Source organism: Mycobacterium sp. 050272, assembly GCF_039023525.1.
Classification (GTDB): domain Bacteria; phylum Actinomycetota; class Actinomycetes; order Mycobacteriales; family Mycobacteriaceae; genus Mycobacterium.
Map to the genome: position 1 here is coordinate 83,600 of NZ_JBCHKV010000015.1, position 23,181 is coordinate 106,780.

The 23,181-nt window shown below is 67.3% G+C and carries 25 protein-coding genes and 1 pseudogene; 6 read left to right on the plus strand and 20 right to left on the minus strand.

Annotated elements, in window-relative coordinates; translation table 11 throughout:
* Window positions 1-26 precede the first annotated feature (26 nt).
* The 5 genes from AAHS21_RS23880 (at window position 27) to AAHS21_RS23900 (ending at window position 4,489) form a co-directional block, all read left to right on the plus strand.
* Window positions 27-611: a DUF1707 domain-containing protein gene (locus AAHS21_RS23880; RefSeq protein ID WP_342930022.1), complete on the plus strand. Its 585-nt coding sequence runs from the start codon at window positions 27-29 to the stop codon at window positions 609-611.
* Between the two features lie 63 nt (window positions 612-674).
* The gene (gene map, locus AAHS21_RS23885) at window positions 675-1,532 is read left to right on the plus strand and encodes a type I methionyl aminopeptidase (RefSeq protein ID WP_342930023.1); all 858 of its coding nucleotides are present in this window, start codon (window positions 675-677) and stop codon (window positions 1,530-1,532) included.
* A gap of 14 nt (window positions 1,533-1,546) precedes the next feature.
* A complete protein-coding gene (locus AAHS21_RS23890; protein ID WP_342930024.1) occupies window positions 1,547-3,046 on the plus strand; it encodes a cobyric acid synthase in 1,500 nt (499 codons plus the stop codon).
* A 76-nt stretch (window positions 3,047-3,122) separates the two neighbouring features.
* A complete protein-coding gene (locus tag AAHS21_RS23895) occupies window positions 3,123-3,677 on the plus strand; it encodes an alpha/beta hydrolase (protein WP_342930104.1) in 555 nt (184 codons plus the stop codon).
* A gap of 80 nt (window positions 3,678-3,757) precedes the next feature.
* A complete protein-coding gene (locus tag AAHS21_RS23900) occupies window positions 3,758-4,489 on the plus strand; it encodes a gamma-glutamyl-gamma-aminobutyrate hydrolase family protein (RefSeq protein WP_342930105.1) in 732 nt (243 codons plus the stop codon).
* Here AAHS21_RS23900 and AAHS21_RS23905 read toward each other — a convergent pair.
* The 20 genes and pseudogenes from AAHS21_RS23905 to AAHS21_RS24000 all read right to left on the minus strand — a co-directional run bounded on the left by AAHS21_RS23905 (window position 4,486) and on the right by AAHS21_RS24000 (window position 22,573).
* Window positions 4,486-5,418, minus strand: a complete 933-nt coding sequence (locus AAHS21_RS23905) for a PPE family protein (protein WP_342930025.1) — start codon at window positions 5,416-5,418, stop codon at window positions 4,486-4,488. The genes AAHS21_RS23900 and AAHS21_RS23905 overlap by 4 nt on opposite strands.
* Window positions 5,419-5,600: 182 nt before the next feature.
* Window positions 5,601-6,050, minus strand: a complete 450-nt coding sequence (locus tag AAHS21_RS23910) for a hypothetical protein (protein WP_342930026.1) — start codon at window positions 6,048-6,050, stop codon at window positions 5,601-5,603.
* Window positions 6,051-6,130: 80 nt separating this feature from the next.
* On the minus strand, window positions 6,131-7,276 hold the full coding sequence (locus AAHS21_RS23915; protein ID WP_342930027.1) for a nucleotide pyrophosphatase/phosphodiesterase family protein: 1,146 nt from the start codon (window positions 7,274-7,276) through the stop codon (window positions 6,131-6,133).
* Between the two features lie 18 nt (window positions 7,277-7,294).
* The gene (locus AAHS21_RS23920) at window positions 7,295-8,026 is read right to left on the minus strand and encodes a DUF6390 family protein (protein ID WP_342930028.1); all 732 of its coding nucleotides are present in this window, start codon (window positions 8,024-8,026) and stop codon (window positions 7,295-7,297) included.
* Window positions 8,023-9,165 (minus strand): hydrogenase formation protein HypD, encoded by a 1,143-nt coding sequence (gene hypD / locus AAHS21_RS23925; RefSeq protein ID WP_342930029.1) that lies wholly within the window; start codon window positions 9,163-9,165, stop codon window positions 8,023-8,025. The genes AAHS21_RS23920 and hypD overlap by 4 nt, the downstream gene beginning before the upstream one ends.
* Window positions 9,166-9,177: 12 nt before the next feature.
* The gene (locus AAHS21_RS23930) at window positions 9,178-9,450 is read right to left on the minus strand and encodes a HypC/HybG/HupF family hydrogenase formation chaperone (protein ID WP_342930030.1); all 273 of its coding nucleotides are present in this window, start codon (window positions 9,448-9,450) and stop codon (window positions 9,178-9,180) included.
* A gap of 20 nt (window positions 9,451-9,470) precedes the next feature.
* Window positions 9,471-10,571: a hydrogenase expression/formation protein HypE gene (hypE, locus tag AAHS21_RS23935; protein WP_342930031.1), complete on the minus strand. Its 1,101-nt coding sequence runs from the start codon at window positions 10,569-10,571 to the stop codon at window positions 9,471-9,473.
* Window positions 10,568-11,236, minus strand: a complete 669-nt coding sequence (locus tag AAHS21_RS23940; protein WP_342930032.1) for an SIS domain-containing protein — start codon at window positions 11,234-11,236, stop codon at window positions 10,568-10,570. Before AAHS21_RS23940 ends, hypE begins: the two co-directional genes overlap by 4 nt.
* The gene (locus AAHS21_RS23945; RefSeq protein WP_342930033.1) at window positions 11,233-11,961 is read right to left on the minus strand and encodes a HypC/HybG/HupF family hydrogenase formation chaperone; all 729 of its coding nucleotides are present in this window, start codon (window positions 11,959-11,961) and stop codon (window positions 11,233-11,235) included. Before AAHS21_RS23945 ends, AAHS21_RS23940 begins: the two co-directional genes overlap by 4 nt.
* The gene (gene hypF / locus AAHS21_RS23950) at window positions 11,958-14,294 is read right to left on the minus strand and encodes a carbamoyltransferase HypF (protein WP_342930034.1); all 2,337 of its coding nucleotides are present in this window, start codon (window positions 14,292-14,294) and stop codon (window positions 11,958-11,960) included. The genes AAHS21_RS23945 and hypF overlap by 4 nt, the downstream gene beginning before the upstream one ends.
* A 1-nt stretch (window position 14,295) precedes the next feature.
* Entirely contained in the window at window positions 14,296-14,559 is a 264-nt protein-coding gene (locus AAHS21_RS23955) for a HypC/HybG/HupF family hydrogenase formation chaperone (protein ID WP_342930035.1), read from the minus strand.
* Between the two features lies 1 nt (window position 14,560).
* A complete protein-coding gene (locus AAHS21_RS23960; RefSeq protein WP_342930036.1) occupies window positions 14,561-15,058 on the minus strand; it encodes a hydrogenase maturation protease in 498 nt (165 codons plus the stop codon).
* Window positions 15,059-15,182: 124 nt separating this feature from the next.
* The gene (locus AAHS21_RS23965; protein WP_342930037.1) at window positions 15,183-16,538 is read right to left on the minus strand and encodes a hypothetical protein; all 1,356 of its coding nucleotides are present in this window, start codon (window positions 16,536-16,538) and stop codon (window positions 15,183-15,185) included.
* Entirely contained in the window at window positions 16,535-17,176 is a 642-nt protein-coding gene (locus tag AAHS21_RS23970) for a DUF6084 family protein (protein WP_342930038.1), read from the minus strand. The genes AAHS21_RS23965 and AAHS21_RS23970 overlap by 4 nt, the downstream gene beginning before the upstream one ends.
* Window positions 17,173-17,814 carry a DUF5947 family protein gene (locus AAHS21_RS23975; protein ID WP_342930039.1) on the minus strand — a complete coding sequence of 214 codons (642 nt, stop codon included), beginning with the start codon at window positions 17,812-17,814 and terminating at the stop codon, window positions 17,173-17,175. The genes AAHS21_RS23970 and AAHS21_RS23975 overlap by 4 nt, the downstream gene beginning before the upstream one ends.
* The gene (locus AAHS21_RS23980) at window positions 17,811-18,707 is read right to left on the minus strand and encodes a NifU family protein (protein ID WP_342930040.1); all 897 of its coding nucleotides are present in this window, start codon (window positions 18,705-18,707) and stop codon (window positions 17,811-17,813) included. Before AAHS21_RS23980 ends, AAHS21_RS23975 begins: the two co-directional genes overlap by 4 nt.
* A 56-nt stretch (window positions 18,708-18,763) precedes the next feature.
* Window positions 18,764-20,563: a nickel-dependent hydrogenase large subunit gene (locus AAHS21_RS23985; protein WP_342930041.1), complete on the minus strand. Its 1,800-nt coding sequence runs from the start codon at window positions 20,561-20,563 to the stop codon at window positions 18,764-18,766.
* A gap of 70 nt (window positions 20,564-20,633) precedes the next feature.
* Window positions 20,634-21,689 (minus strand): hydrogenase expression protein HypE, encoded by a 1,056-nt coding sequence (locus AAHS21_RS23990; RefSeq protein ID WP_342930042.1) that lies wholly within the window; start codon window positions 21,687-21,689, stop codon window positions 20,634-20,636.
* A 175-nt stretch (window positions 21,690-21,864) separates the two neighbouring features.
* Window positions 21,865-22,193 (minus strand): annotated as a pseudogene (locus AAHS21_RS23995) (hypothetical protein).
* A gap of 44 nt (window positions 22,194-22,237) precedes the next feature.
* On the minus strand, window positions 22,238-22,573 hold the full coding sequence (locus tag AAHS21_RS24000) for a hydrogenase maturation nickel metallochaperone HypA (RefSeq protein ID WP_342930043.1): 336 nt from the start codon (window positions 22,571-22,573) through the stop codon (window positions 22,238-22,240).
* Window positions 22,574-22,709: 136 nt separating this feature from the next.
* Here AAHS21_RS24000 and AAHS21_RS24005 point away from each other — a divergent pair, with 136 nt between their 5' ends.
* On the plus strand, window positions 22,710-23,180 hold the full coding sequence (locus tag AAHS21_RS24005) for a Fur family transcriptional regulator (RefSeq protein WP_342930044.1): 471 nt from the start codon (window positions 22,710-22,712) through the stop codon (window positions 23,178-23,180).
* Window position 23,181 lies beyond the last annotated feature (1 nt).

The window sequence follows — 23,181 nt, forward strand, 5'->3', positions numbered from 1 at the left end:
AACCCGGAACGGCGTAAATTGCGGGCATGACGGATAGCGGCGGGGACATGGTGACGCTGCGCGTCTCCGATGCGGACCGCAACGGCACGATGCGGCGACTGCACAACGCGGTTGCGCTCGGCCTGATCGATATCGACGAATTCGAGCAGCGCTCGTCGCGGGTGTCCTACGCGCGCACCCAGGGCGAGCTGGACGGCCTGGTCGGTGACCTGCCCGGGCCGGGCGCGATCGTCACCTCGGCGGCGGATCGGATCGAGCTGCGGGGCTGGGCCGGCTCGCTGCGGCGGCACGGCGAATGGACGGTGCCCACCCGGTTGGCGCTGGTACGGCGGCTCGGCTCGGTCAAACTCGAGCTCACCAAGGCCCGGTTCGCCGGGCCGGTAGTGGTCGTCGAGCTCGACGTGCGGTTCGGCTCGGTCGACATCTGGCTGCCGGAGGGCGCCAGCGCCTCGATCGACGACGTCGAGGTCTACGGCGGCAGTGCTCGCGACCGCCGCAAGGATGCTCCCGGCGAGGGCAGGCCGCATGTGGTGCTGACCGGGCGGGTGGTGTGCGGCTCGGTGACCATCCACGGACCCCGCCGTTCGCTGCTGCACCGCCGCAAGCCCTGATGCCGGCGCCTGCGGCTCCCGCAGCCACACCCGAGCCCGCTGCCTGCGATTAAGCTAGCGAGCATGTCTGTTCGCACCGCGCTTTCGCCCGGAGTGTTGTCCCCGACTCTGCCGGTGCCCAACCGCATCCCGCGACCCGAGTACGCGTGGCAGCCCACCGCCAAGGAGGGCACCGAGCCGTGGGTGCAGACGCCCGAGGTGATCGAGAAGATGCGCGTCGCGGGCCGGATTGCGGCCGGTGCGCTGGAGGAGGCGGGCAAGGCGGTCGCGCCCGGCGTGACGACCGACGAGCTGGACCGCATCGCGCACGAGTACATGGTGGACCACGGCGCCTACCCGTCGACCCTGGGCTACAAGGGCTACCCCAAGTCCTGCTGCACCTCGCTCAACGAGGTGATCTGCCACGGCATCCCCGATTCGACGGTGGTCGAAGACGGCGACATCGTCAACATCGACGTCACCGCCTACATCGACGGCGTGCACGGCGACACCAACGCGACGTTTCTGGCCGGCGATGTGTCCGAGGAACACCGGCTGCTCGTCGAGCGCACCCGTGAGGCGACGATGCGGGCGATCAACGCCGTCAAACCCGGACGCGCGCTGTCCGTCGTCGGACGCGTGATCGAGGCATACGCAAACCGGTTCGGGTACAACGTGGTTCGCGACTTCACCGGTCACGGCATCGGCACCACGTTTCACAACGGGCTGGTCGTGCTGCACTACGACCAGCCGTCGGTCACCACGGAGATCCAACCGGGAATGACGTTCACGATCGAACCGATGATCAATCTGGGCTCGCTGGACTACGAAATCTGGGACGACGGCTGGACCGTGGTCACCAAGGACCGCAAGTGGACCGCACAGTTCGAGCACACCCTGCTGGTCACCGACACCGGTGCCGAAATCCTGACCCAGGTCTAGGAAGCCGTGAGCGCTTGAGCGGCGCGCTGCTGGTCGCGGGTACCAGCTCCGATGCGGGCAAATCGGTGGTCGTCGCGGGCCTGTGCCGGCTGCTGGCCCGCACCGGGGTCAGGGTCGCGCCGTTCAAGGCGCAGAACATGTCCAACAACTCCGCGGTCACCGTCGAGGGCGGCGAAATCGGCCGGGCCCAGGCCATCCAGGCCCGGGCGGCGGGACTGCAGCCCAGCGTGCGGTTCAACCCGATCCTGCTCAAGCCGGGCAGCGACCGGACGTCGCAGCTGGTGATCCGCGGGCGTGTTGCCGAATCAGTGACCGCGGCAAGCTATTTCGAGTATCGCGACCGGCTCACGGAAGTCGTCGCCGACGAGTTGGCTTCGCTGCGCGACGAATTCGACGTGGTGATCTGTGAAGGTGCCGGATCTCCGGCCGAAATCAACTTGCGTGCAACAGATTTGGCTAACATGGGTCTGGCCCGTGCCGCGAAACTGCCCGTCGTCGTGGTCGGCGACATCGACCGTGGTGGTGTGCTGGCGCATCTGTTCGGCACCCTGGCGGTGCTCGACCCCGACGATCAGGAACTGATCGCGGGCTTCATCGTCAACAAGTTTCGCGGCGACCCCGCGCTGCTGGAGCCCGGGCTGCGGCAACTCCTCGAATTGACCGGCCGCCCGACCTACGGGGTGTTGCCCTACGCCGACGAGCTCTGGCTGGATGCCGAGGACTCGCTGTCGGTGCTCGCCCGTCGCGTCGTCGGTAGGCCGGCGCCGCCGCGCGGCGGTGAGTGGCTCCAGGTCGCCGCCGTCCGGTTGCCCCGGATCTCCAACTCGACCGACATCGAGGCGCTGGCCTGCGAGCCCGGTGTGCTGGTCCGCTGGACCAGCGACCCGGCCGACCTCGCCGACGCCGACCTGGTGGTGCTTCCCGGGAGCAAGGCGACCGTCGCCGATCTGCACTGGCTACGCGATCAGGGCCTGGCCGCCGCGATTACCGAGCACGCCGGGGCCGGCAAGCCGCTGTTGGGGATTTGCGGGGGATTCCAGATGCTGTGCCAACGGATCCAGGACACGGTGGAATCCGGTAGCGGGGAAGTGGCGGGGCTCGGGCTGCTGGACGCCGACATTGTGTTCGCCGAGGAGAAGGTGCTGCGGCGGTGGGAGCGGCCGCTGTCCGGCTACGAAATCCACCACGGCCGGCTGGCCCGTTACCTCAACGAGCCGTGGTTCCAGGCGGGCGACGACCTGCACGGCCTGGCCCACGGCGCGGTCTTCGGAACGCATTGGCACGGCCTGCTGGACAACGACGACTTTCGCCGCGACTGGCTGACCGAGGTGGCCGCGGCCGCCGGACGGACACGGTTCGTTGTCGCCGACGACACCGACGTCGCGGCGCGACGCGACGCCCAACTGGACGCGGCCGCCGAACTGCTCGCGTCGCACCTCGACATGGACGCCGTCCTCGGCCTGCTCGACGGCCCGCCACCGCGGCCACAGCTGGTGAGCCGGCTGCGGCCGTAACGCCGGCGGCTCGCGCGGCGCCGGGAGAAACCTCGCGCGGTGCCAATATTGGCTGTAGCGTGCGTAAGTGCCCTCGATGATGACCACGCTCGACGGGTTTCCCGTCCCGGTGGGCGTGTCCGGTCCGGAGAAGGGTGTCGTCGTCGTCATCCTCGGCGATGAACAGCGAGAGTTAGCCGCTTATGACGCGGTCTGTGAGCGCCTCCACACCGCGTCGCTGCGCACCATCGTGATCGGCCTCGACCCGCGGCTGACCCCTAAGTCGGTGATCGGCATCCTGGACGGCCTGGGTATCGGCTGGGCCGTCGTGGTGGGGGACCGCGCCGGCGGCGACATCGCCTGGGAGCTCGCGGCGACCAAGCTGGGCCGGTTTGTTGGCCTGGTCGTCGTGGACCGCGGGCATCCGTGCGTGGCCGACGTCAACGGCGTGGTCCGCGACGAGCACTGTCCCCCGGTCGAGATCGGCACCACCGTGTTGGTCAGTACGCCGGGTGGGCGGACGGTCGCCCGCAACAGCCAGCGGTTCGTGTACGCCGACTACCGCAGCGTGGACATGCTCGGACGGCGCAACGCCCAGGAGTCGACCGCCCAATTAGCGGCCGAGATCGTCTTGCGTACCAGCACCTGGTAGGACTGTCCGGCCGGCATACGTTTGGCGACAGCGTGGTCGCGCAGTCAAGGAAAGGACGCTGCGGCGTGAACGCCTCTGGAATGCGTCGGCCGGTCATCGGCCTGACCAGCTATCTCGAGCAAGTGCAGTCCGACGGCTGGGACATCCCGGCGGGCTATCTGGGCGCCAACTACTTCGAGGGTGTCATCAAGGCGGGCGGCGTGGCGGTGCTGCTGCCGCCTCAGCCGGCGGATCCCGGGGTCGCCGAGAGCGTGCTCGACCACCTCGACGGGTTGATTGTCACCGGGGGATACGACGTCGACCCGGCCGCCTATGGCCAGCAACCGCATCCGAAGACCGACGCGCCCCGCACGGTCCGCGACCAGTTCGAGTTCGCGCTGTTGCGCGCCGCACTGGAACGCGGTCTTCCGGTGCTGGGCATCTGCCGCGGCACGCAGATGCTCAATGTCGCATTCGGTGGAACCCTGCATCAGCATCTGCCCGACGTTCTTGGCCACCGCGGGCATCACGCGGGCTACGGGCGCTTCACCAAGTTGCCGGTCACCACGGTTGCCGGGACCAGGCTCGCCGAGCTACTCGGCGAGTCCGCCGACGCCTGGTGCTATCACCACCAGGCCGTCGACAAGGTCGGTGACGGCTTGATCGTCAGTGCCTGGGACGCCGACGGCGTCGTCGAGGGGCTGGAGGTACCCGGGGATAACTTCGTGGTCTGTGTGCAGTGGCATCCCGAGCAATTCCTCGAGGACCTACGGCTGTTTACGGCGATCGTCGACGCCGCGAGCTCGTATGCGTCCGGCACGCGGGTCGCCTAACGGGTCTGTGGCCATTGCGGCGGTTCACCGTTGTTGACCAAATGCATTGGCTCATAGCCCCACCCGCGTTCCAGGGTGGCCGGGGGTGGCGTCCTGGCCAGCCAGCTTTGCGGCACGGTCAGCGTCCCGATCGATGCCGCGCGCCCGAAGCCCGGCACCGCTGCCCGAGCGCGGATCGGTAACCGGGACAACAACGTTGCCGCTTTTTGCAGTGCCGCGTTCTTGTTCCGGGCATTCAAGTGGTTGATCGCGAAGTCCGACGGCGCACACAGCGAACCAAGCTTGGACAGCGATGCGGTCACCGGCGATAGGTACGTGTCGAACACTGCCGACGGTTCCCCGGACGACGTAGCCAGTGCATCGAGAGCATCGGGTATCGCCGAGATCACGTGGCGGCCAGCCGAGATCACTGCCGGCGCGTGCGGCGTCCGGCTGTCCCGGCCGGGATTCACACCGGCCAGTGGTGGCGACGCGAACGGTGTCACCGCCGCGGCGTCGGCGCAGGCCTGCGCGTAGGTGTGCATCGCATCGACGTCCTGGGCCCACATCTGGTCGTAGTCGCTCTCGGCGTCCGCGATGGCCGCGCTTGACTGGCCCAGACAATTCGTCTCGGCCAGCCACCTGCACAGCATGCGGTTGGCCTGGATTGCCGAAGGGGTCACCGTCGCCGCCAGCGCCAACTCGTAGGCATTCGCGGCGGAGGTAGCCCGGGCGGCCGTCCGTTCGGCTTGTGCCGCAACGTCGGTCAGCCATTGGGCGTGGGTGTTCATCGCGGGTTGCGCGGTCGCCGAATTATATTGCGCCGCGGCGCCATATAAGCGAGCAGCGAGCTTGCTCCATGCCGTTGCGGCGTCGGTCATCGATCGTGAGCCGGGGCCCGAATGCAGCAGCCCCGAGTTGATTTCGGGCGGTAGCGTTGCGAAATCCATTGCTATCACGCTTTAAGGGCTGCGGAGAATGGTGAAAACATGGACGTTCCCTTCAAAGAGATAGACGCGAACAAGAACGCCGCCAAGGGCGTTCGCTTTTCGCTCCTGCGGAAGTTGTAACAGGCCTCACAACGCATCTCACACGGTCGAAAGCGAGGCGGGCGCAGCCTGGTGCTGTCCGATCAACGACGAGCAACGCAGAGCAGCGTCAATATCTCCTGTTTGTGGCATTCGGGTGCGGGGGTGCCGTCGGGCACGCCGCCGAAGCGAAAACCGCTGCCCGCAAAAGAAACCGGCAGTACGGACAGTAACGAGTGCGCCGATATGCGCGTCCAGAGGTCCGGGCGGTCTCGCGTCATCCACATGCTGTGGAACGGCTTCTTGTTCACCGGGGACGCGTCCCATGAACTGCCCTGTTGCAGGTGGACCGCCATGGTGAACGCGCTATCAGATTGCGGATGACCGGAATTCGGTGTCGACTGCGACCACGCCGCGGGTTCGGGCAGGGTGGCCGCCGAAAATTGGGACCGCAACGCAGAACCGGCGATGAGGCTGGCAAACAGACTCAGCGCCGCGATAACGGCGATGGCTGCCTGCCGCCGCCGAGTGTGACTTGCGCCCCGGACGTTCACAGTGGCCCGACTGTACCGGACAAAGCTGGTCTTCGACGGTCGCCAGCTGTGAGGTGGATCGGAGTCTGTTGTGTATTGCGCTACGCGGCGAAAACGATGAGCGGTATCGCCATTTCGGCCGCGGTGGCCCCGCCGTGAAACCCGATGAGGCGGGCCGCTTCCGGGGGCTCGCGCTTGGTGGCCAGCACCGCGGTGTCGCCGGTGCAGATCACGACGACGTCGCCGATGCGCGCCAGGTGTCCCGGATCGACCGGCCCGAACATCCCGGTGGCCACCGCCTGGTCGCGGCTGTATACCTGGGCCCGGCCGTCCAGCAGCGCGCTCCACGTGGCCTGCACATCGGCCGCGGCGCCCGGTTCGGTGTGCAGGTAGCGCACCCGCGGTTCACCCGCGACCACCCGGACGCCCGCACTCAGCCGGGCGTCGGTGTCCAGGTCGACGCGGGCCTGCGGCGGCACGTTGAGGCCGCCGTGATCGGCGGTCACCAGCAGCGCGGCGTTGGCCGGCAGGGCATCGACCAGGCGTGTCAGCAGCGTGTCGACCCGTGCGGCGGCGTCATGCCAGTGCGGCGATCCGATGCCGAACACGTGCGCGGCGGTGTCCAGGTCGGCGGTGTAGCCGTAGACCAGGCCGGGGGCCGCGCCCAGCTCGTCGATGACCAGCTGGGCGTAGTCGTCGCCGGGGTTGCTGGGGCGAAAATCCGCGCCGCGATACGCCGAATCCGTCAGTCCGCTGCCCAGGAACAGCGCGGGCAGCACGGCCCGCGCGGCGACCCCGCATCGCTGCAGCCGCTCGAACCAGGTGGGCAACGGCTGCCACTGCGCCGAAGGCGGGGCCCAGGGTGAGTCCGAGCGCCAGTAGATGTGGGTCAGCACCCGGTCGGTGCCCGGGACGTTGAGGGTGAAGCCAAGGATGCCGTGTTCGCCGGGCTGCGCGCCGGTGCCCAGCGATACCAGGCTGCTCGGCGTGGTCGACGGGAAGGTGCAGGTGAGTTGGGACATCCGCCCCGCGCCGCCGGCCAGCACCGAGGCCAGCAGCGGCGCGCTGCCCGCCAACTCCGGTAGCAGGTGCCAGCCCAGTCCGTCCACCAGCACGACGGCGACCCGATCAACCTGCCCGGCAACCGATTCGGTGACCGCCAACCTGTCGACGGCACCCGGCACGCCGAGCAGTGCGGCCGCCGCCGGAAGCACATCGCACAGGGAGCCGGGCGCTGCAGCGGACATGGCCCCAGTCTGGCACGGCTAAACCTGTGCCAGCCGTTGACTGGTCACCCGCAGCTGCCGGTCGGTGCTCTCAGCCAGCGCACGCCGCTGCTGCGGGTCCAGCCGCCCACACAGCCGGCCCCAGTGCACCGCGACCTCGTCACCGACGGCCACGTCGGGGACCGCGCTGTACCCGTCGGCCCAGATGTCGAGCAATCGCAGCGACGGCTCGCCCAGGGCCAGCGCCCGCCCATCGCAGACCAGCCGCCGGCAGCTCACCTCGACGTCGTCACCTTTTCGGGAAACGACTGTGCCCCAGGTGATTCGGCAGTTGTCCAGCACACCGAGCGGATGTTCGTCCATGCCTCGACCGAGAAATCGTGTCCACGGGTACACGCCGAACACATGGAAGCAATGGTTGCCGGCCGCTTCGCGCGCCAGCTCCGATGTCAGGTGTGACCAGTAACGTCCGGCCTGCGGCCCGATGATCGCCAGCAACGCCTCGTAGAAGTCCCGCGCATCGATTCCGGCGCCGATGCCGCCGCCGAGCCAATACGATTCGACCAGGCGATGATCCAGCGGGTCGGCGATACCCGTCAGCGCGGCCAGCACCCGCAGATACGGCCAGGCCCCGGAGAACGTCGTCGCCGCGGCGCGTACCTCGGCTACCGAGCCGTCCCGCAGCGTGGCGCCCAGCGCTGGCCCGCAGTAGCCCAGTGCGTTGGGTGCATACGCGTAGCGGGCGAACATCTCGACGCCCCTCTGATTCAAGACTGTGCCACCAGTTTGACCGCGTCACGGTGCATGCGGCCGAAGTTGTAGTAGGCCGCGCAGGCCCCCTCGGGCGACACCATGCACGTACCGATCGGCGTCTCCGGCGTGCAGGCCGTGCCGAAAACCTTGCACTCCCAGGGCTTCAGCACACCCTTGAGCACCTCACCGCATTGACATGCCTTCGGGTCGGCGACCCGCACACCGGGCATCGCGAACCGCAGCTCGGCGTCGAACTCCGCGAAGTCGTCGTGCAGTCGCAGTGCGCTTTGCGAAATGAAGCCCAGGCCTCGCCATTCGAAATGCGGGCGTAGCGCGAACACCTTGCCCAGCAGCGCCAGCGCGGCCGGGTTGCCGTGCTCGGGCACCACCCGGTTGTACTGGTTCTCCACCTCGCAGCGGCCCTCACGGATCTGACGCAGCAGCATCGCGACCGCGGCCAGGATGTCCAGCGGCTCGAAGCCGGCCACCACCAACGGCTTTCGATACACATCGGGGACGAATCGATATGGCCGGTTGCCGACCACCGTCGACACGTGCCCGGGACCGATGAACCCCGACAGCCGCAGATCCGGCGACTCCAGGATCGCCTTGATGGGCGGCACGATCGTGACGTGGTTGCAGAACACGGAGAAGTTCGGCAGTCCCAGCTCGCGTGCCCGTACCAGCGTGACCGCGGTGGACGGCGCGGTGGTTTCGAAGCCGATCGCGAAGAACACGACGTGGCGGTCCGGGTTGTCCATCGCGATCTTGCACGCGTCCAGCGGCGAATAGACGAAACGCACGTCGGCGCCCCGGGCCTTGGCGTCCAGCAGGCTTCCGTTCGAACCCGGCACCCGCATCATGTCGCCGAAGCAGGTGAAGATGACGCCGGGCTGACCGGCCAGCCACATCGCGTCGTCGATGCGGCCCATCGGAATAACGCAGACCGGACAACCCGGGCCGTGCACCAATTCGACGTTGTCGGGCAGCAGATGCTCGATGCCGTGCCGATAGATGGTGTGGGTGTGCCCGCCGCACACCTCCATGAACTTGAACTGTTCGCCTGCTTGGGAAGCCCCGCTGCCGGCCAGGTGCTCGATCGCGCCGAGCAGCTTGCGGGCCGCGGCGGGATCGCGGAATTCGTCAACGAATTTCATTGCCGTCTCCCTTCAGACGATGGCCGACGAGTCGAAGGCTGCCATTTCGGTGGTGTAGGCCTCGCCGAGCTTTTTGATCGCGGCCAAGGTGAGCAGCGCCTCGGTTTCGTCGATCTTGGCCATCGCGAACCCGACGTGGACCAGCACCCACTCGTCGGGCCCAGGCATGTCGTCCTCCAGCAAGCGCACGCTGATCGTGCGCTGCACGCCGCTGACGTCGACCTTCGCCAAATACTGTGCAGGGTCCGTGATTTCAACGATCCTGCCCGGAATTCCCAGGCACATGTCGGCGCATCTCCTTTCCGTCAGCAGATCCTTGGTAGTGGATCCCCGACGAGCATGTCGACGATGCGGGTCCCGCCGAATCCGGTGCGCAGTACCACGGCGTCCGCGGGTTCGGCGACGATTTCTCCGACCACGGCCGCCTGCGTCCCGAGCGGATGCGACCGCAACGCGGCCAGTCCGGCCTCGGCTTCCTGCGGCGCGACGACGGCGACGAACTTGCCCTCGTTGGCGACATAGAGCGGATCGATGCCGAGCAATTCGCACGCACCATTGACCTGTGCCTGCAACGGGAGTCGCTGCTCGTCGAGCACCACCCCGAGACCGCAGGCCTGGGCCAGCTCGTTGCATACCGTGCCGACGCCGCCGCGGGTGGCGTCGCGCAGCCAGCGAGTGGAGGGCGCCGCGGCCATCAGCACTTCGACCAGCGGGCTGACACAGGCGGTGTCGGAAGCGATGTCGGCCTCGATGGCCAGATCGCCGCGGGCCAGCATGACGGCCATGCCATGCTCGCCCATCGACCCGGACAACAGCAGTTTGTCGCCGACGCGCACCGAATCCGCCGACAGGGTGCGCCCGGCCGGGATGACGCCGGCTCCCGCGGTGGTGATGAACAGTCCGTCGGCCGCGCCCCTGGGCACCACCTTTGTGTCGCCGGTGACGATCTGCACACCCGCCTTGGTGGCCGCCGCGGCCATATCGGCGACGATTTCCTTCAGCTCACCGATCGCAAAGCCCTCTTCGAGCACGAACGCCGCCGATATCCAGGCCGGCACGGCGCCCGTCATCGCCAGGTCATTGCAGGTGCCATTGACGGCGAGCTCACCGACGCAACCACCCGGAAAACGCCTGGGCTGCACCACAAACGAGTCGGTGGACATCGCCAGTCGCTCGCCGCTGGGCAACGTGAGCACCGCGCCGTCACCGAGTGACTCCAGCGCCGGGTTGCGAAACGCCTCCATGAACACCGCGTCGACCAGCGCCGCCGACGCTTTCCCGCCGGCGCCATGCGCCAGCGTCACATGGTCGTCGAGTAACCGCGGCCGGCGCCGGCGGAACGACTCGATCCGCTCGATCACCTCACCCTCGGCGAAGCGCGGCCCCGACGAAAGATAGTTGTTCATGCGGCCCCCACACCTCGGTCGCCGGACCGTTCGTGAACCGCCAGCCACAGCTGATAGCCCAGCAGCGCTTGAGATTCCTGGATCCGGTGCACACTTTGTGATCGAACGACAAAGCAGGCGTCCACATTTGGATTGTTCACGAAGGCACCGCCGTCGTAGCCGGCGAAACCGATGGTGTACAAGCCGCGTTGGTGCGCCTCGGCCAGCGCGGTGAGCAGATTCGGCGAGTTGCCGCTGGTCGACATTGCGATGGCGATGTCACCGGCTTTGGCGCGGGCGATCAGCTGACGGGCGAATACCAGCTCGAACCCGACATCGTTGCCCAGCGCGGTCACGATGGCCTGGTCGGCGGTCAACGACCAGGCCGGCAGCGACGTGCCGATCGGCGGCCGGGCGAACAAGGTGGCAAGGGTAGCGGAATCGGTGCAGCTGCCACCGTTTCCGAAGGTGAACATCCGTCCGCCCGCGGCGAACCGGCGTGCCGTCTCGGTGGCGGCCACATTCAGCAGCTCGGCGTTGGTGTCCAGTGTGGCGCGCCGCAATGCCAGGCTTTCGGCCGCCTTCGCCCGCGCCGACGCCGCCAGGTCGGCGAGCAGCGAGGTGGGGTCGTCCTCCTGCGCGTCGATGAACGGATAGAGAAAGTTGGTGGGTTCGTCGCGGCTCATAACGTGTCCTCGATTCGGCTGATCGCGGTGCCGGCATGCACGAGCACCAGATCGCCGGTGGCAACGGGACCCACGAGCGTGGTCACGACGTTCTCCACGCCGCGTGCGGTGCGCACGGTGGCCGTCTCGTCGGCGCAGGCGGCCCTCACCTCGCCCAGGCGGCCCTCGTCGCTGCACGTCACGCAGACGTCCTCGGCGCATTCGGGTTTGAGCAGCCCGGCGTGCTCGAAGCAGACGTGCGTCAGCTCCCACAGCAGGTGATAGAACAACACGAAGCCACCGGTTGCGGGCACCCGCGGATCCGGATCGTCCAGCCACAGCACGTGATCGGCCATCCCTGCCCGCGGTCGCTCGCCGCTGCCGATCCACATCGTGGTGGCACCCCATGCGGGGCCGCGTCGCATCACCGAGCGCACGTCCGCGTCGTGCGCACCGGAGACCGCGATCACGATGTCGCCTGGGCGCACCGAAACCCGCACCAGATCAACCAGATCGGGCCCGGTGAGTGCGACGGCGGGCAATGCTCGTTTCCCCACGATCACCGGATGGACGAACTCGACCGCGATGTGCATTGCATGCGGCTCCCAGCACGGGGCGATGGACCACATGGTGGCACCGGCGGCGAACCGCTTGGCCAATGTGAAGGCCGCGGCGGCCAGGTCAGTGGCCAGATCCGAGGCCAGTTCGGAGCCGAGCCCGCGGTCGATCGCCGTGAACGTCGTCATGACATCTCCTCGAGTGCGGTGAGCATCGAGATCGCCGCCTGGCCCAGCGCCAGCCCGCCGTCGTTGGGCGGCACGGTGTGATGGGTCAGCACCTCAAAACCATTGTGCTGCAGCAGCTCACGACAAGCACGCAAGAGCAGCACGTTCTGGAAAACACCGCCGGTCAGGCCCACCAGCCGGATCGGGCCGGCCACCTGCGCGACTACCTTGGCGACCGCGACCGCGACGGCCCGGTGAAACGCGGCCGCCAGCAGCGCCGGTGGTGTGCCCGCGTAGAGCGCCGACACCGTGGTTTGCACGCAGGTGGCCGGGTCGATCACCCCGTCGGGCCGCACGGTCAGCGGTAGTGACGGACCGGGGCCCGCGGCGCACTCGGCCAGCGCCTCGAGCTCGATGGCGGCCTGGCCTTCGTAGTCGATGCGGTGCCGCACCCCCAACAGCGAGGCGATCGCGTCGAACAACCGGCCCATGCTGGAACACGGCACACATCCGGTGCCGCTGTCCAATTGTGAACGGGTGAGCCGCAATTCCTCAGCCGAAGCCGCGGCGACCGGCGCCAGTTGCGGGGTCCAGTCGATGCCGGCCATCCACAACTGGGACAGCGCCATCCGGCACGGGTTGCGAACGGCGGCGTCGCCGCCCGGCAGCGGCACCGGCAACAGATGGCCGGCTCGCACGAAGCGGTGGCTGTCGCGGTCGAGGACAAGGATTTCCCCGCCCCAGATCGTGTCGTCACAGCCGTACCCGGTGCCGTCGAAGGAGACGCCGACCACGGGTTCACCGAGGCGGCCGTGTTCGGCCAACAGCGAGGCCACATGCGCGTGATGGTGCTGGACGAGATCCAGCGGTCGATCACCGGCGCGACGTTCGGCCCAGCTGCGGGTATGATACCCCGGATGTAAATCGGCGGCTAATCGGGCTGGCTCACAACGGATTTCGCTGAGCTGACGCACCGCACGCTCGAACGCCCGCAGCGTCTGCCAGCTGGCCATGTCGCCGATGTGGCCGGACAGGTAGGCGTGCGAACCGTCGGTGAGGCAGAACGTGTTCTTCAACTCGCCGCCCACCGCCAGCACCGCCGGGCCGCGGCGCCCCAGATCGACCGGCAGTGGGGCATAACCGCGCGACCGGCGGATCGGGAGCTCCCGGCCGTCCACCACGCGCACCACCGAGTCGTCACACGGCACGTGAATGGGCCGGTCGTGGTCGAGGATCGCGTCGCAGAGTCCCGGGAGCCGGGAGGCGACGTCGTCGTCGGTGAAGCAGATGGGTTCCTCGGTCCGGTTGGCGCTGGTGAACACCAGCGCATCGGGAGCGGGGGTCAGCAGCAGGTGGTGGACGGGGGAGTACGGCAGCATCAGCCCCAGCAGCGGGCTGCCGGGGGCGACGGCCGCAGCGACCGGCGCGCCCGGACGCCGCCGCAACAACACGATCGGGCGCGCGGGACTCGACAGCACCGCGGCCTCGTCGTCGTCGATCTCGGCGTAGCGGCGCGCGACGTCCACGTCGCGGACCAGCATGGCGAACGGCTTGGCGCCGCGTGCTTTTCGTGCCCGCAATGCCCCAACGGCCGTTTCGTCGTCGACGGCACAGGCCAGGTGGTAGCCGCCGATGCCCTTGATGGCGACCACCGCGCCCGCCGTCAGCGCCCGTTGGGCGGCCGCCAGCGCCGTGTCCGACCCCGCGACCCGCCCGTCCTGCGACCAGAACCACAGCGAGGGACCGCATTCGGGGCAGGCGATCGGCTGGGCGTGGAACCGGCGATTCGCGGGATCGTGGTATTCGGCCGCACATCGCGCGCACATCGGGAACGCCGCCATCGTGGTGGCCCGGCGGTCATAGGGTAATTCGCGGATGATGGTGAACCGCGGTCCACAGTTGGTGCACGTGACGAACGGGTGGCGGTAGCGCCGATCGTGGGGGTCGAACAGCTCGGCGACACAGTCGTCGCACACCGCGATGTCGGGCGGAATCGGGGTGGTGGCACCGGTGATCGCCCGACTCGCCACGATCCGGAACTCGTGCCCGCAACTGGTATCCGCGGTCAGGTCCGCCACGCTGACGGCGGCGATGCGGGCCAGCGGCGGGGCCTGGGCCCGCAGTCGGCGACCGAACTCCGACACGCGTGCCGGTTCGCCCTGTGCCTCGACAAAGACCGCGCCCGAGTCGTTACCGACGAAGCCGGCCAGGCCGAGCTCGGTGGCGATCCGGTGCACGAACGGTCGGAAGCCGACTCCTTGAACGACACCGGTCACAATGAAGCGCTGCCGCACCTGCGGGTAGCAGCAGTCGGGCGCCAGCAGCAGGGGCCCCGACGAGGAGAGGCCGGCCATCTCAACCGCCCTCCGGCAGGGTCGGATCGATGTCGCCGCGGCCCATCAGTTCGAGACCGGCCATCGCCTGCTCGGCCCCGGCGCGGTCGGTCTTCTCGACCACGAAGCCCAGGTGGATGATCACCCAGTCACCGCGCTCGAATGTCTCGTCGGGCAGCATCCCGACGTTGACCTTGCGCGCCTGCCCGGTGACCTCGACCAGCGCCAGCTGGCCCTCGTAACCGTCCAGCATCCTGATCACCTGACCGGGTATCCCCAAACACATCTCAGCACTCCTCGCGCACCGCGCAGGCCGTCGGAGCCTGTAGCGCGGCGACGATCTCCTCGATCGCATGAACGGCCCGCGGAACGGCTTTGGCGACCGGTTCGGTGAGACCGATGCCTTCTTCTACGCAGCCGGCCTCACACCCGACCACAACCGTGTAGGGCGGATTGCCGCCGAGCGCGCGCAGGCCGGCGAACACCGCGGCCGGGTCCATGCTGTGTCCATCGAAACCAACTGTGGCACAACCAGAGTCATGGTCAGCCTGGAACACGTGCAGGGTTCCCGGATGTCCGCGACTGGGTACCGCGTCGACGAGGACCAGGGTGTCCCAGTCCTCCAGTAGGTCATACGCGAGGTGCATACCCGCGATGCCGTAGTCGGTCACCCGGACACTCGGATTGTTATGTGGCAGCGTGGCGTTGCGGACCACTTCGGAGCCGAATCCGTCATCGCCCAAGAAGATGTTGCCGATCCCGGCCACCAGGATGCGCGCGTTCATGGCCGTCTCCGACGCGGCTACATCCGCCTCAACTTCAGGTAGCGGCGGGCGTCGGGCAGCGACACCACCCCCAGTACTACCGCGATCCCGACCACCAGTGCGATGACGGCGATGAATACCCAACCTAAGACCTCCATGTCGAACTCCTTTCTCCGGTGTTGGTTTGTGTTTCCAGAGGCTCGACTTCGTCGGGGGAGAAGTACAGGTAGCGGCCGTACCAGTCGTGCAGTTCGGCGGCTGGGTCGTCCTCTACCACGACGCCGACATGTTTGTTGCCCTCTACGTCCTCGTGCACCGACGTGACACGGGCGGTCTTGCCGGCGACGAAGATATCCTGAGCGTCGGCGTTGCGCCGCGGCCGCAACCGAACCCGGACGCCCCGCGCGACGCGGATACCGTTCACCAGCACCGCGTCGATCTCTGGGCAAACAGCGTTGTCCGCCAGCGGATCCCACCAGTCGACGCCGTCGGGAATCTCTGGGACCAGGCCTGCGGGCAGGTCGAGCCGGTGCGGATCGCGCAGCACGCCGTGCAGGCGTGCCATCGTGTCGGGCGACATCGTGTCGCACGCCTCGATGATCCGTGCGGCCCGCGGATCCGTGGCCCGGGCCTGCGCCTTCTCGTCGTCGGTCATCGTCATCACGCGCAGAGTCAAGATCTCGTCGATCTCGGTGCAGTCATACAGCGCGGTATTGCTCTGCTCGGCGACCTCGGGGTGGTCGTAGAGAATGATCGGCGAGATCAGCAGGATGTCGTGGCTGCCGGGTGAACCGGCCAGTACGGGGAAGCAACGGTGCTGGCTGCACCGCGACACTGCCTCGGCCGCCGCCGGCGGTGGCTCGAGCATCGAGACGAATTGGCCACTTACGACTTCGGTGATCAGGTGGCTGCCGATCATCGACCGCGCGATCGCGTCGTCCTTGTCCACCGCGGTATCGCCGATATTATTCAGCCGCACCGAGACTCGGCGCATCGCGCCGTCGGGTTCGCTGCGGACGGTCAGCTCGCCGCGGATCTGCTTGCGTTCGCGAACCAGGCGGCCACCTTCGACACGCTCGATGTCGGTCGCCGCGCTCACCACAATCGGCAATTTCCACGGTTGCTCGTCGAATGCGAGAGGGCCGAACGACCTCTCGCACTCCACGGCTTCATCCCAGGTCAGCCAGCAGCCGGCCGGCGTGGTGAGCTCGGCAACCGGTTCGAATCGATCGTCGGCGGTGGCGCGTTCGGCCCGCCGGTGCTGCAACTGCAGAAACCGCACCGTCAGCGTAAGCGCCTCGGCTCCCTCGACCAGGAACTGTGCGGCCAACCCGTCGTCTTCGCCCAAGCTTTCCTCGGCAGCCCCCGGAGGTCCCAGAACACCGAACTGCCAACGTGATTGGTTTTTGCTCGACGTGCCGCGGTACGGGTAGAGCAGATAACCCTCGTAGAGCACCGCGTCGGCGACGGCGCGGGCGCGGTGCCAGCTCGACGTCGTCATGCCGTCGTCCGTTCGTGATCCAGTAGCGAGGTGACCGCTTGATCGAGGTCGAGCATGCCCTGAACCGACTTGTAGTTGGCCAGCGCGGCGATGGTCTCGTGGTTCAGCCGGACCCAGCCGGTGTTGGGATAGTGCTGTGCGATCAGTGCCCGCCAGACCTGCACCGGCATGTCGTAGCGGTGCTCGCGGTCCCACGGCACCTGCTGGACCGAGAAGCCGCGGTCGGATTTGACGAATATGGTTCCGCTGAATAGGAATTGCAGCGGCACCGCGCCGTCGCGCAGCGCGTGCAGATACTTGGAGGCCGCGACCTCGAAGTCGTAGGTGCAATCCAGCGCAAGTTGCACGGTGGTGTGTCCGGTGAATCCGGGCACCATCGCGGTGCAGTGCTGCCAGAGGAACCCGTGCTGGGTGCTCGCCCAGCGCTCGCGCGGGCCGAACAAGTCGATCAGCCCGGCGGCCTCCTCGTCGGAGTACGACCGGCGCGGTGGCTCGATGCGGACCTGAGCGCGCAGCGCGATGGCGTGCACCGGGTCGTCCCCGTCGGCCGCGACGCCGACGCGGGCGGTCAGAACCGGGCTGACCGCGTACGGTTCGGGCGCGACGTCGGCAATCGTGTAGGTCACCTCGACGCTCATCGCGGCGTCTCCAGTGGCGTTTCTAAAGCGCGGGCCGCGATCGCGGCGAAGAACTCATCGATGAACCGCCGCGCATGCAGGCCGCCGTCGAAACCGCGCCACAGCATGCGCAGGCGGCCGACGAATTCGTAGCAGGCGTCGATCGGGACGAGATAGCTTTGCGGCTGCGCGAATTCGGTGCTGACCCGGACCAGCAGCGCCTCCACGTCCGCGGTGAGCAGGCCGACCCGCGGATCGGCCGCGCCGATGGCGTTCCAGGTGTCGAGGTCGAGCTCGGACTCGCACGCCCCGGCGGGGCCGGGATAGAACGCCACCGTGCGCAGTAGCGCGGAGTTGGTGAAGAAGAACGCCACGCCGACCGGAATCTGAAGTGCGTCCCAGGCGCGCCGGTCCAACGCGAAATTCGGGAATGCCAAGTACCTGTCCGGCACCGCGCGGTAGCGCAATTCGGCTTGCGCGTCGGTGAACAGCAGATAGCAGGCGCGGCACACACACATCAATTGCCGCCCCGCCACATTCACCACGTGCTGATGCTCGTCGGCAAGACTCTCCGAGCACATTTCGCAGCGCTCGCCGGCCGGCTCGGGAGTTGCGCGGCCGCTCTTGATACGGGCCAGCACGTCGTACGGGGTTGTCATGCGCCGGCTCCCATTGGTTCGGCCAGTGCCACCGAGGGCACCCCGTCACGCAGCAGCAGGGGTAGCGGTTCCAGGTGAGCTTCGTCGGGGCCGGCGCCCGCGTGCACGACGTCGAATTGGGTGCCGCAACGTGGGCAGCCCAGCAACGTCTCGCGCAGTTGGGCTCCCGTCAATGTGTCGTCACACACGGGGCAATGGTCGAGGTAAGCCAACGGCAGGTCGCCCACCCTGCACACCACGACCGTGGCGCCCGAAATCCGGAGTCCGGCAACCTCGCCGGGCGCCAACTCGGCCAGTTCGGGCACCGGGTGCCAGCTGGACCCGTGCGAATGCGCCATCGAGCCGTTCGAACGCACATGCGCCAGCAGTGATTCCGCGGGAATCACGGACGGCTCGGCCGCGGGCTGGGCGGTGACCACCTCGATCGCCGAAATCTCGGGCGCCGCAGCACGAACGGCGTCCTCGACGGCGAGCTCCAGCGTCACCGCCGACGACGGGCAGCTCTTACAGCTGCCGGTGAACGCCAGCCGTACGGTGTCGCCGACAACCTCGACCAGGTCCACATCACCGCCATGCGAACCCAGGTACGGCCGCACCCGGTCCAGCGCGTCGCAGACCCGGCGATGCACATCGTGTGGGTGCAAGCCGTGCACAAGGAGCAGGCTGGCCACCAGGTCGTCGGTGGCCAGCCGCTCGGTCAGGTCGGGATCACCCAATCGCATGATCCGCTCGAGCCCGGCTCCGTAGAGCTCGACCACCTCACGGACCAGCTGCTGCGCGCGCTCATACGCTGCCGTGCCACCCGCTGCGCAGGAATCCAGGAGTGTCTGGATCCGATCGCCCGCAGTACGCCATTGTGGGTCGCTGTCGGGACTTTCCGGGCGATCTGCCATGCGTCCTCCAATATTGTGACGACCCGCTGCGCCCGGCTTCGCCGCGCTTGCGATCGTCACGCCCCGGCGGGTGATTGCGTCGGTGTGTGCAGTCTCTCCAGGGTCTTGCCCTTCCCCAGATACATGTGCACACCGCACGGCAGGCAGGGATCGAAGCTGCGCACGGTGCGCATGACATCGATGCCCTTGAAGTTCTCCCGGTCGTTCTCCTCGAAAATCGGCTGCCCCTGGACCGCGTCCTCGTACGGTCCCGGCGTACCAAAGCTGTCGCGCGGGTTGGCATTCCACGGGGTCGGCGGGTACGGGTGGTAGTTCGCGATCTTGCCGTCCCGGATCACCAAGTGATGGCTCAGCACGCCGCGCACCGCCTCGGTGAAGCCGCACCCGATGCCCTCGTCGGGCACCTCGAAGCGCTCCCAGGTCTTGGTGCGCCCGGCGCGGATCTCCGCCAAAGCCTTTTCGGCGAAGTGCAGCGCGCACGCCGCCGCGTAGGCCTGGAAGTAGGTCCGGGCGCGGTCGCGCTCGATGGTGTTGCTGCCGTACTTGGGCACCTTCCACTCGAACTCGACCGGCCCCTTCAGCGCGGTCTTGGGCAGGTTGATCTGCACGCTGTCACCGGTCGCCTTGACGTAGCCGATGTCGACCAGGCCGGCCAGCGCGGTCGACCACAGCCGCGCCAGCGGGCCGCCGCCGGTGTCGAGCGCCAAGTGGTCCTTGCCGTCGAACCAGCGCGGTGACATCACCCAGCTGTACTTGCCGCCGTCCATGTCGCGCTTCTGCGGATGCGGGTTGGTGTGCTGGTTCCACGGGTGCCGACGGTCCACCGCGTTGCCTAGTGGATCGGTCTTGACGAACATCTCCTGTTCGGTCCAGTCGTCGTAATACGAACTGCCCAAAAGGATCCGGATGCCGAGATTGATGTCGACCAGCGAGTGGGTGACCAGCTGGCCGTCCACCACCACACCCGGCGTCACGAACATCGCGTTGCCCCAACGCTCCATGTCCCGGTAGGCGAAGTTGCACACCTCGGGATCCTGGAAGGAGCCCCAGCAGCCGAGCAGGGTGCGGCGCAGCCCGACCTTCTCGTAGCCGGGCAGTGCGGTGTAGAAGAAGTCGAACAGGTCGTCGTGCATCGGCACGACTTTCTTCATGAACTCGATATAGCGCATCAGCCGCGTCATGTAGTCGGTCATCAGCTGAATCGTCGCGACCGTGCCCACCCCGCCGGGGTACAGCGTGGACGGGTGCACGTGGCGACCTTCCATCAGGCAGAACATCTCTCGCGTCCAGCGGCTCACCGCCAGCGCCTCGCGGTAGAACTCGCCGCTGAACGGATTCAGCGAGCGCATGATGTCGGCGATGGTCCGATAACCGTGCGCGTCGGCGTGCGGTGCCTGAGTTTTCTCCGCCAGGGAAAGCACGCTCGGATTTGTCTCGGCGACCATCTTCTCGCAGAAGTCGACGCCGACCAGATTCTCCTGAAAGATGTTGTGGTCGAACATGTATTCCGCGGCCTCGCCCAGGTTGACGATCCACTCGCCCAGGTGTGGCGGCTTGACGCCGTAAGCCATGTTCTGCGCATAGCACGAGCACGTCGCGTGGTTGTCGCCGCAGATGCCGCAGATCCGGCTGGTGATGAAGTGGGCGTCGCGGGGATCCTTGCCCTTCATGAAGATCGAGTAGCCACGGAAGATCGACGATGTGCTGTGACACTCGACGACTTCCTTGTTCTCGAAATCGATCTTGGTGTAAATGCCAAGGCTGCCGACGATTCTGGTGATCGGGTCCCATGCCATCTCGACGAGCTGACCCGGTTCCTTTTTTTCCTCTGTCGGTTTGGGAATGATGGTTGTCATCGCATTACTGCTCTCTGCCCCGAGGGCTGGTGGCGTGAAGATCGCTGAAACAAGACGAGCGCGCCGCGACCTACCAGGTGCGGCGTGCCCCGCTGACAAGCTCGGTGCCCTTGTGGCGCCAGCGCGGTTCCTTGTCGACGGTTCGGGCCGTGATACCCCTCAAACTACGAATCACGGATCCGTATAACCCCGACGCGGTGCTGGAGAGCTTGCCCCCGGGCGGTTCGTCCATGAACGGCATGAACTTGTCGGGGAACCCCGGCATCGTGCACCCGATGCAGATCCCGCCGACGTTCGGGCAACCACCGATTCCGTTGATCCACCCTCGCTTGGGTACGTTGCATTTCACGACCGGGCCCCAACAACCAAGCTTGACAATGCATTTCGGTGAGCCGTAATCGGTCGCGAAATCGCCCTGCTCGTAGTAGCCGGCCCGGTCGCACCCCTCGTGCACCGTGTTGCCGAACAGCCACGTGGGGCGCAGCGCATCGTCGAGCGGGATCATCGGCGCCTGACCGGTGGCCATGTACAGCAGGTAGGTCAGCGTCTCGGACAGGTTGTCCGGATGGATCGGGCAGCCGGGCACGCACACGATCGGGATGCCGGCCTTGCTCTTCCATCCCCAGCCGAGGTAGTCGGGTACGCCCATCGCTCCGGTCGGATTGCCGGCCATCGCGTGGATGCCGCCGTAGGTGGCGCAGGTCCCGACCGCGACGATCGCTGTGGCCTTGGGCGCCAGCCGATCGAGCCACTCACTGGTGGTCATCGGCTGACCGGTGGCGGGGTCGTTGCCGAACCCACACCAGTAGCCCTCGTCCTTGATCTTCTCGTTGGGAATGGATCCCTCAACGACAAGCACGAACGGTTCTAATTCACCGCGATCGGCCTTGAAGAACCACGCGAGGAAGTCGTCCGCGCCCCCGTTGGGTCCGCATTCGAAATCGATCAGGGGCCAGTGCACCGCGACTTTGGGGAGACCGGGCAGCGCCCCGAGAGCGATCTCCTCGACGCTGGGTTGGGTGGCGGCAGTCAACGCCACCGAATCACCGTCACAACTGAGGCCCGCGTTGATCCATAGAACGTGGATCAGCGTCTCTTCTGCTTTGACTGCTGCTTCCGTTGGCATGATGCAGCTTTCCGGGGCCGGGCTGAGGGCCCCTGCGCCACCGGAGTCGACCGTCGGCCCACTTGCGCAGCGCTGTTTTTGGGTCTACTCCCGCCCTTAGGGGTTGTCAACGGTTCTGGCACGCGCCGTGAATCAATGGCGCTGTCCTGCAAATGATTTGCAAGACAGTCAAGGTTCAGTCCACGGCGCCTTCGGCGAACCGTCTCAGCCAGCCGAACCAGGCGCCCATACCGGCGCCGGTGCGGGCGCTGACCGGCAGAATCGGCGCGGCCGCATTGACCTCGCGAAGAGGTGGCATTCCCCGCCAAAGCCGCGGTTGCTCTCGAATGCGGCCCGGTTGGCCTCGGCGCGAACGTCGTTCTCGGCGAAGATCACCTCCAGTACGTCGATGCGCTGCTTGCCGGTCTCGTAGTGACGGTGATCGCCGTGGTCGTGCTCGTGCCGAATGTGATCGTGTTCGTGCGTGTGCACGGTGTCGTCGTCGTGCCGATGAAATCTACCCATCGCTCAACACCTTTCGATGTGACACCGGTGCCGCGGGCCCCTTCTCATGAGACGTCCAGCGACGTCACCAGGAACTCGTTGCCGGACACGACCTCAACATCGGAGCTGTCGCAGTGTGGACACCAAATCGACCAGGCCGAGGTGATCTCCGACTGGCGCCCGCACCCGCGGCAGCGCACCTCGGCGCCGACGCACTCGAGTTCCAGCTCGGCGTCCGGCATGTTCTGCGACTCCCGGACGAGGGTCCAGCAGAACGACAACGAATCGGGGACCACCTGGCGCAGGGCGCCGATGCGGACACGGACGACGTCGACGTGCCGTCCGTCGGCATGCGTTTTGACCACGCCGGCAATCGCCTCGCACAGCGAGAGCTCATGCATCGCCGGTCCCCGGGCGCGCGGCCATGACGTCGTTTCTACACCCGTGGGGTCGCGCATACCGGTGAATCCAGGGCGTGCGCACGGCGGCGGTAGGTCCAGACTGGTAATCCGGGGTATCCGGCGCAAGACTAGGCGGGTGACGTCCAACCCGTCGTCGCTTGATCCCGCGGTCACCGAACGCATCGGCGACTTCCTGCGTGCCCGCGGATTGCGGCGCATGACCTCGCGGATCCAGGTATTGGCGGTGCTCGAACCCGTGAACGGACACCTCTCCGTCGCGGAGATTCACCAGCGGGTGCGGGCCGCCCTGCCCGCCGGCGCCCAGCCGCCCGATGTGGCCACCATCTACCGCACGGTGACCACGCTGGTCGAGCAGGCGGTGCTGCACGCGCTCACCCTCGACGGCGGGATCACGACCTACGGATTGGCGACCGCCCCGCACCACCACGCGGTGTGCACGCAATGCGGCTCGATCATCGAAGTGCCCGCGCGTCAGCTCAGCTCGGCGCTCGAGCATGCGATGGAGGGTAGTGCGTTCGCTCTGTCGGATCGGGCCGGGCTGACGCTGCGGGGTCTGTGCCCGCAATGCCAGCGGGGCGGGCGCTGAG

What these genes read in the sequence shown, in the direction of transcription:
- map (WP_342930023.1), top strand. Translation starts at nt 675, where the DNA reads ATGTCTGTTCGCACCGCGCTTTCGCCCGGAGTGTTGTCCCCGACTCTG.
- AAHS21_RS23990 (WP_342930042.1), bottom strand. Translation starts at nt 21,689, where the DNA reads ATGCCAACGGAAGCAGCAGTCAAAGCAGAAGAGACGCTGATCCACGTT.
- AAHS21_RS23905 (WP_342930025.1), bottom strand. Translation starts at nt 5,418, where the DNA reads ATGGATTTCGCAACGCTACCGCCCGAAATCAACTCGGGGCTGCTGCAT.
- AAHS21_RS23985 (WP_342930041.1), bottom strand. Translation starts at nt 20,563, where the DNA reads ATGACAACCATCATTCCCAAACCGACAGAGGAAAAAAAGGAACCGGGT.
- AAHS21_RS23955 (WP_342930035.1), bottom strand. Translation starts at nt 14,559, where the DNA reads ATGTGTTTGGGGATACCCGGTCAGGTGATCAGGATGCTGGACGGTTAC.
- AAHS21_RS23980 (WP_342930040.1), bottom strand. Translation starts at nt 18,707, where the DNA reads ATGGCAGATCGCCCGGAAAGTCCCGACAGCGACCCACAATGGCGTACT.
- AAHS21_RS23880 (WP_342930022.1), top strand. Translation starts at nt 27, where the DNA reads ATGACGGATAGCGGCGGGGACATGGTGACGCTGCGCGTCTCCGATGCG.
- hypF (WP_342930034.1), bottom strand. Translation starts at nt 14,294, where the DNA reads ATGGCCGGCCTCTCCTCGTCGGGGCCCCTGCTGCTGGCGCCCGACTGC.
- AAHS21_RS23940 (WP_342930032.1), bottom strand. Translation starts at nt 11,236, where the DNA reads ATGAGCCGCGACGAACCCACCAACTTTCTCTATCCGTTCATCGACGCG.
- AAHS21_RS24000 (WP_342930043.1), bottom strand. Translation starts at nt 22,573, where the DNA reads ATGCATGAGCTCTCGCTGTGCGAGGCGATTGCCGGCGTGGTCAAAACG.
- AAHS21_RS23895 (WP_342930104.1), top strand. Translation starts at nt 3,123, where the DNA reads ATGATGACCACGCTCGACGGGTTTCCCGTCCCGGTGGGCGTGTCCGGT.
- AAHS21_RS23965 (WP_342930037.1), bottom strand. Translation starts at nt 16,538, where the DNA reads ATGACGACGTCGAGCTGGCACCGCGCCCGCGCCGTCGCCGACGCGGTG.
- AAHS21_RS23975 (WP_342930039.1), bottom strand. Translation starts at nt 17,814, where the DNA reads ATGACAACCCCGTACGACGTGCTGGCCCGTATCAAGAGCGGCCGCGCA.
- AAHS21_RS23930 (WP_342930030.1), bottom strand. Translation starts at nt 9,450, where the DNA reads ATGTGCCTGGGAATTCCGGGCAGGATCGTTGAAATCACGGACCCTGCA.
- AAHS21_RS23970 (WP_342930038.1), bottom strand. Translation starts at nt 17,176, where the DNA reads ATGAGCGTCGAGGTGACCTACACGATTGCCGACGTCGCGCCCGAACCG.
- AAHS21_RS23900 (WP_342930105.1), top strand. Translation starts at nt 3,758, where the DNA reads ATGCGTCGGCCGGTCATCGGCCTGACCAGCTATCTCGAGCAAGTGCAG.
- hypE (WP_342930031.1), bottom strand. Translation starts at nt 10,571, where the DNA reads ATGAACAACTATCTTTCGTCGGGGCCGCGCTTCGCCGAGGGTGAGGTG.
- AAHS21_RS23915 (WP_342930027.1), bottom strand. Translation starts at nt 7,276, where the DNA reads ATGTCCGCTGCAGCGCCCGGCTCCCTGTGCGATGTGCTTCCGGCGGCG.
- AAHS21_RS23945 (WP_342930033.1), bottom strand. Translation starts at nt 11,961, where the DNA reads ATGACGACGTTCACGGCGATCGACCGCGGGCTCGGCTCCGAACTGGCC.
- hypD (WP_342930029.1), bottom strand. Translation starts at nt 9,165, where the DNA reads ATGAAATTCGTTGACGAATTCCGCGATCCCGCCGCGGCCCGCAAGCTG.
- AAHS21_RS23960 (WP_342930036.1), bottom strand. Translation starts at nt 15,058, where the DNA reads ATGAACGCGCGCATCCTGGTGGCCGGGATCGGCAACATCTTCTTGGGC.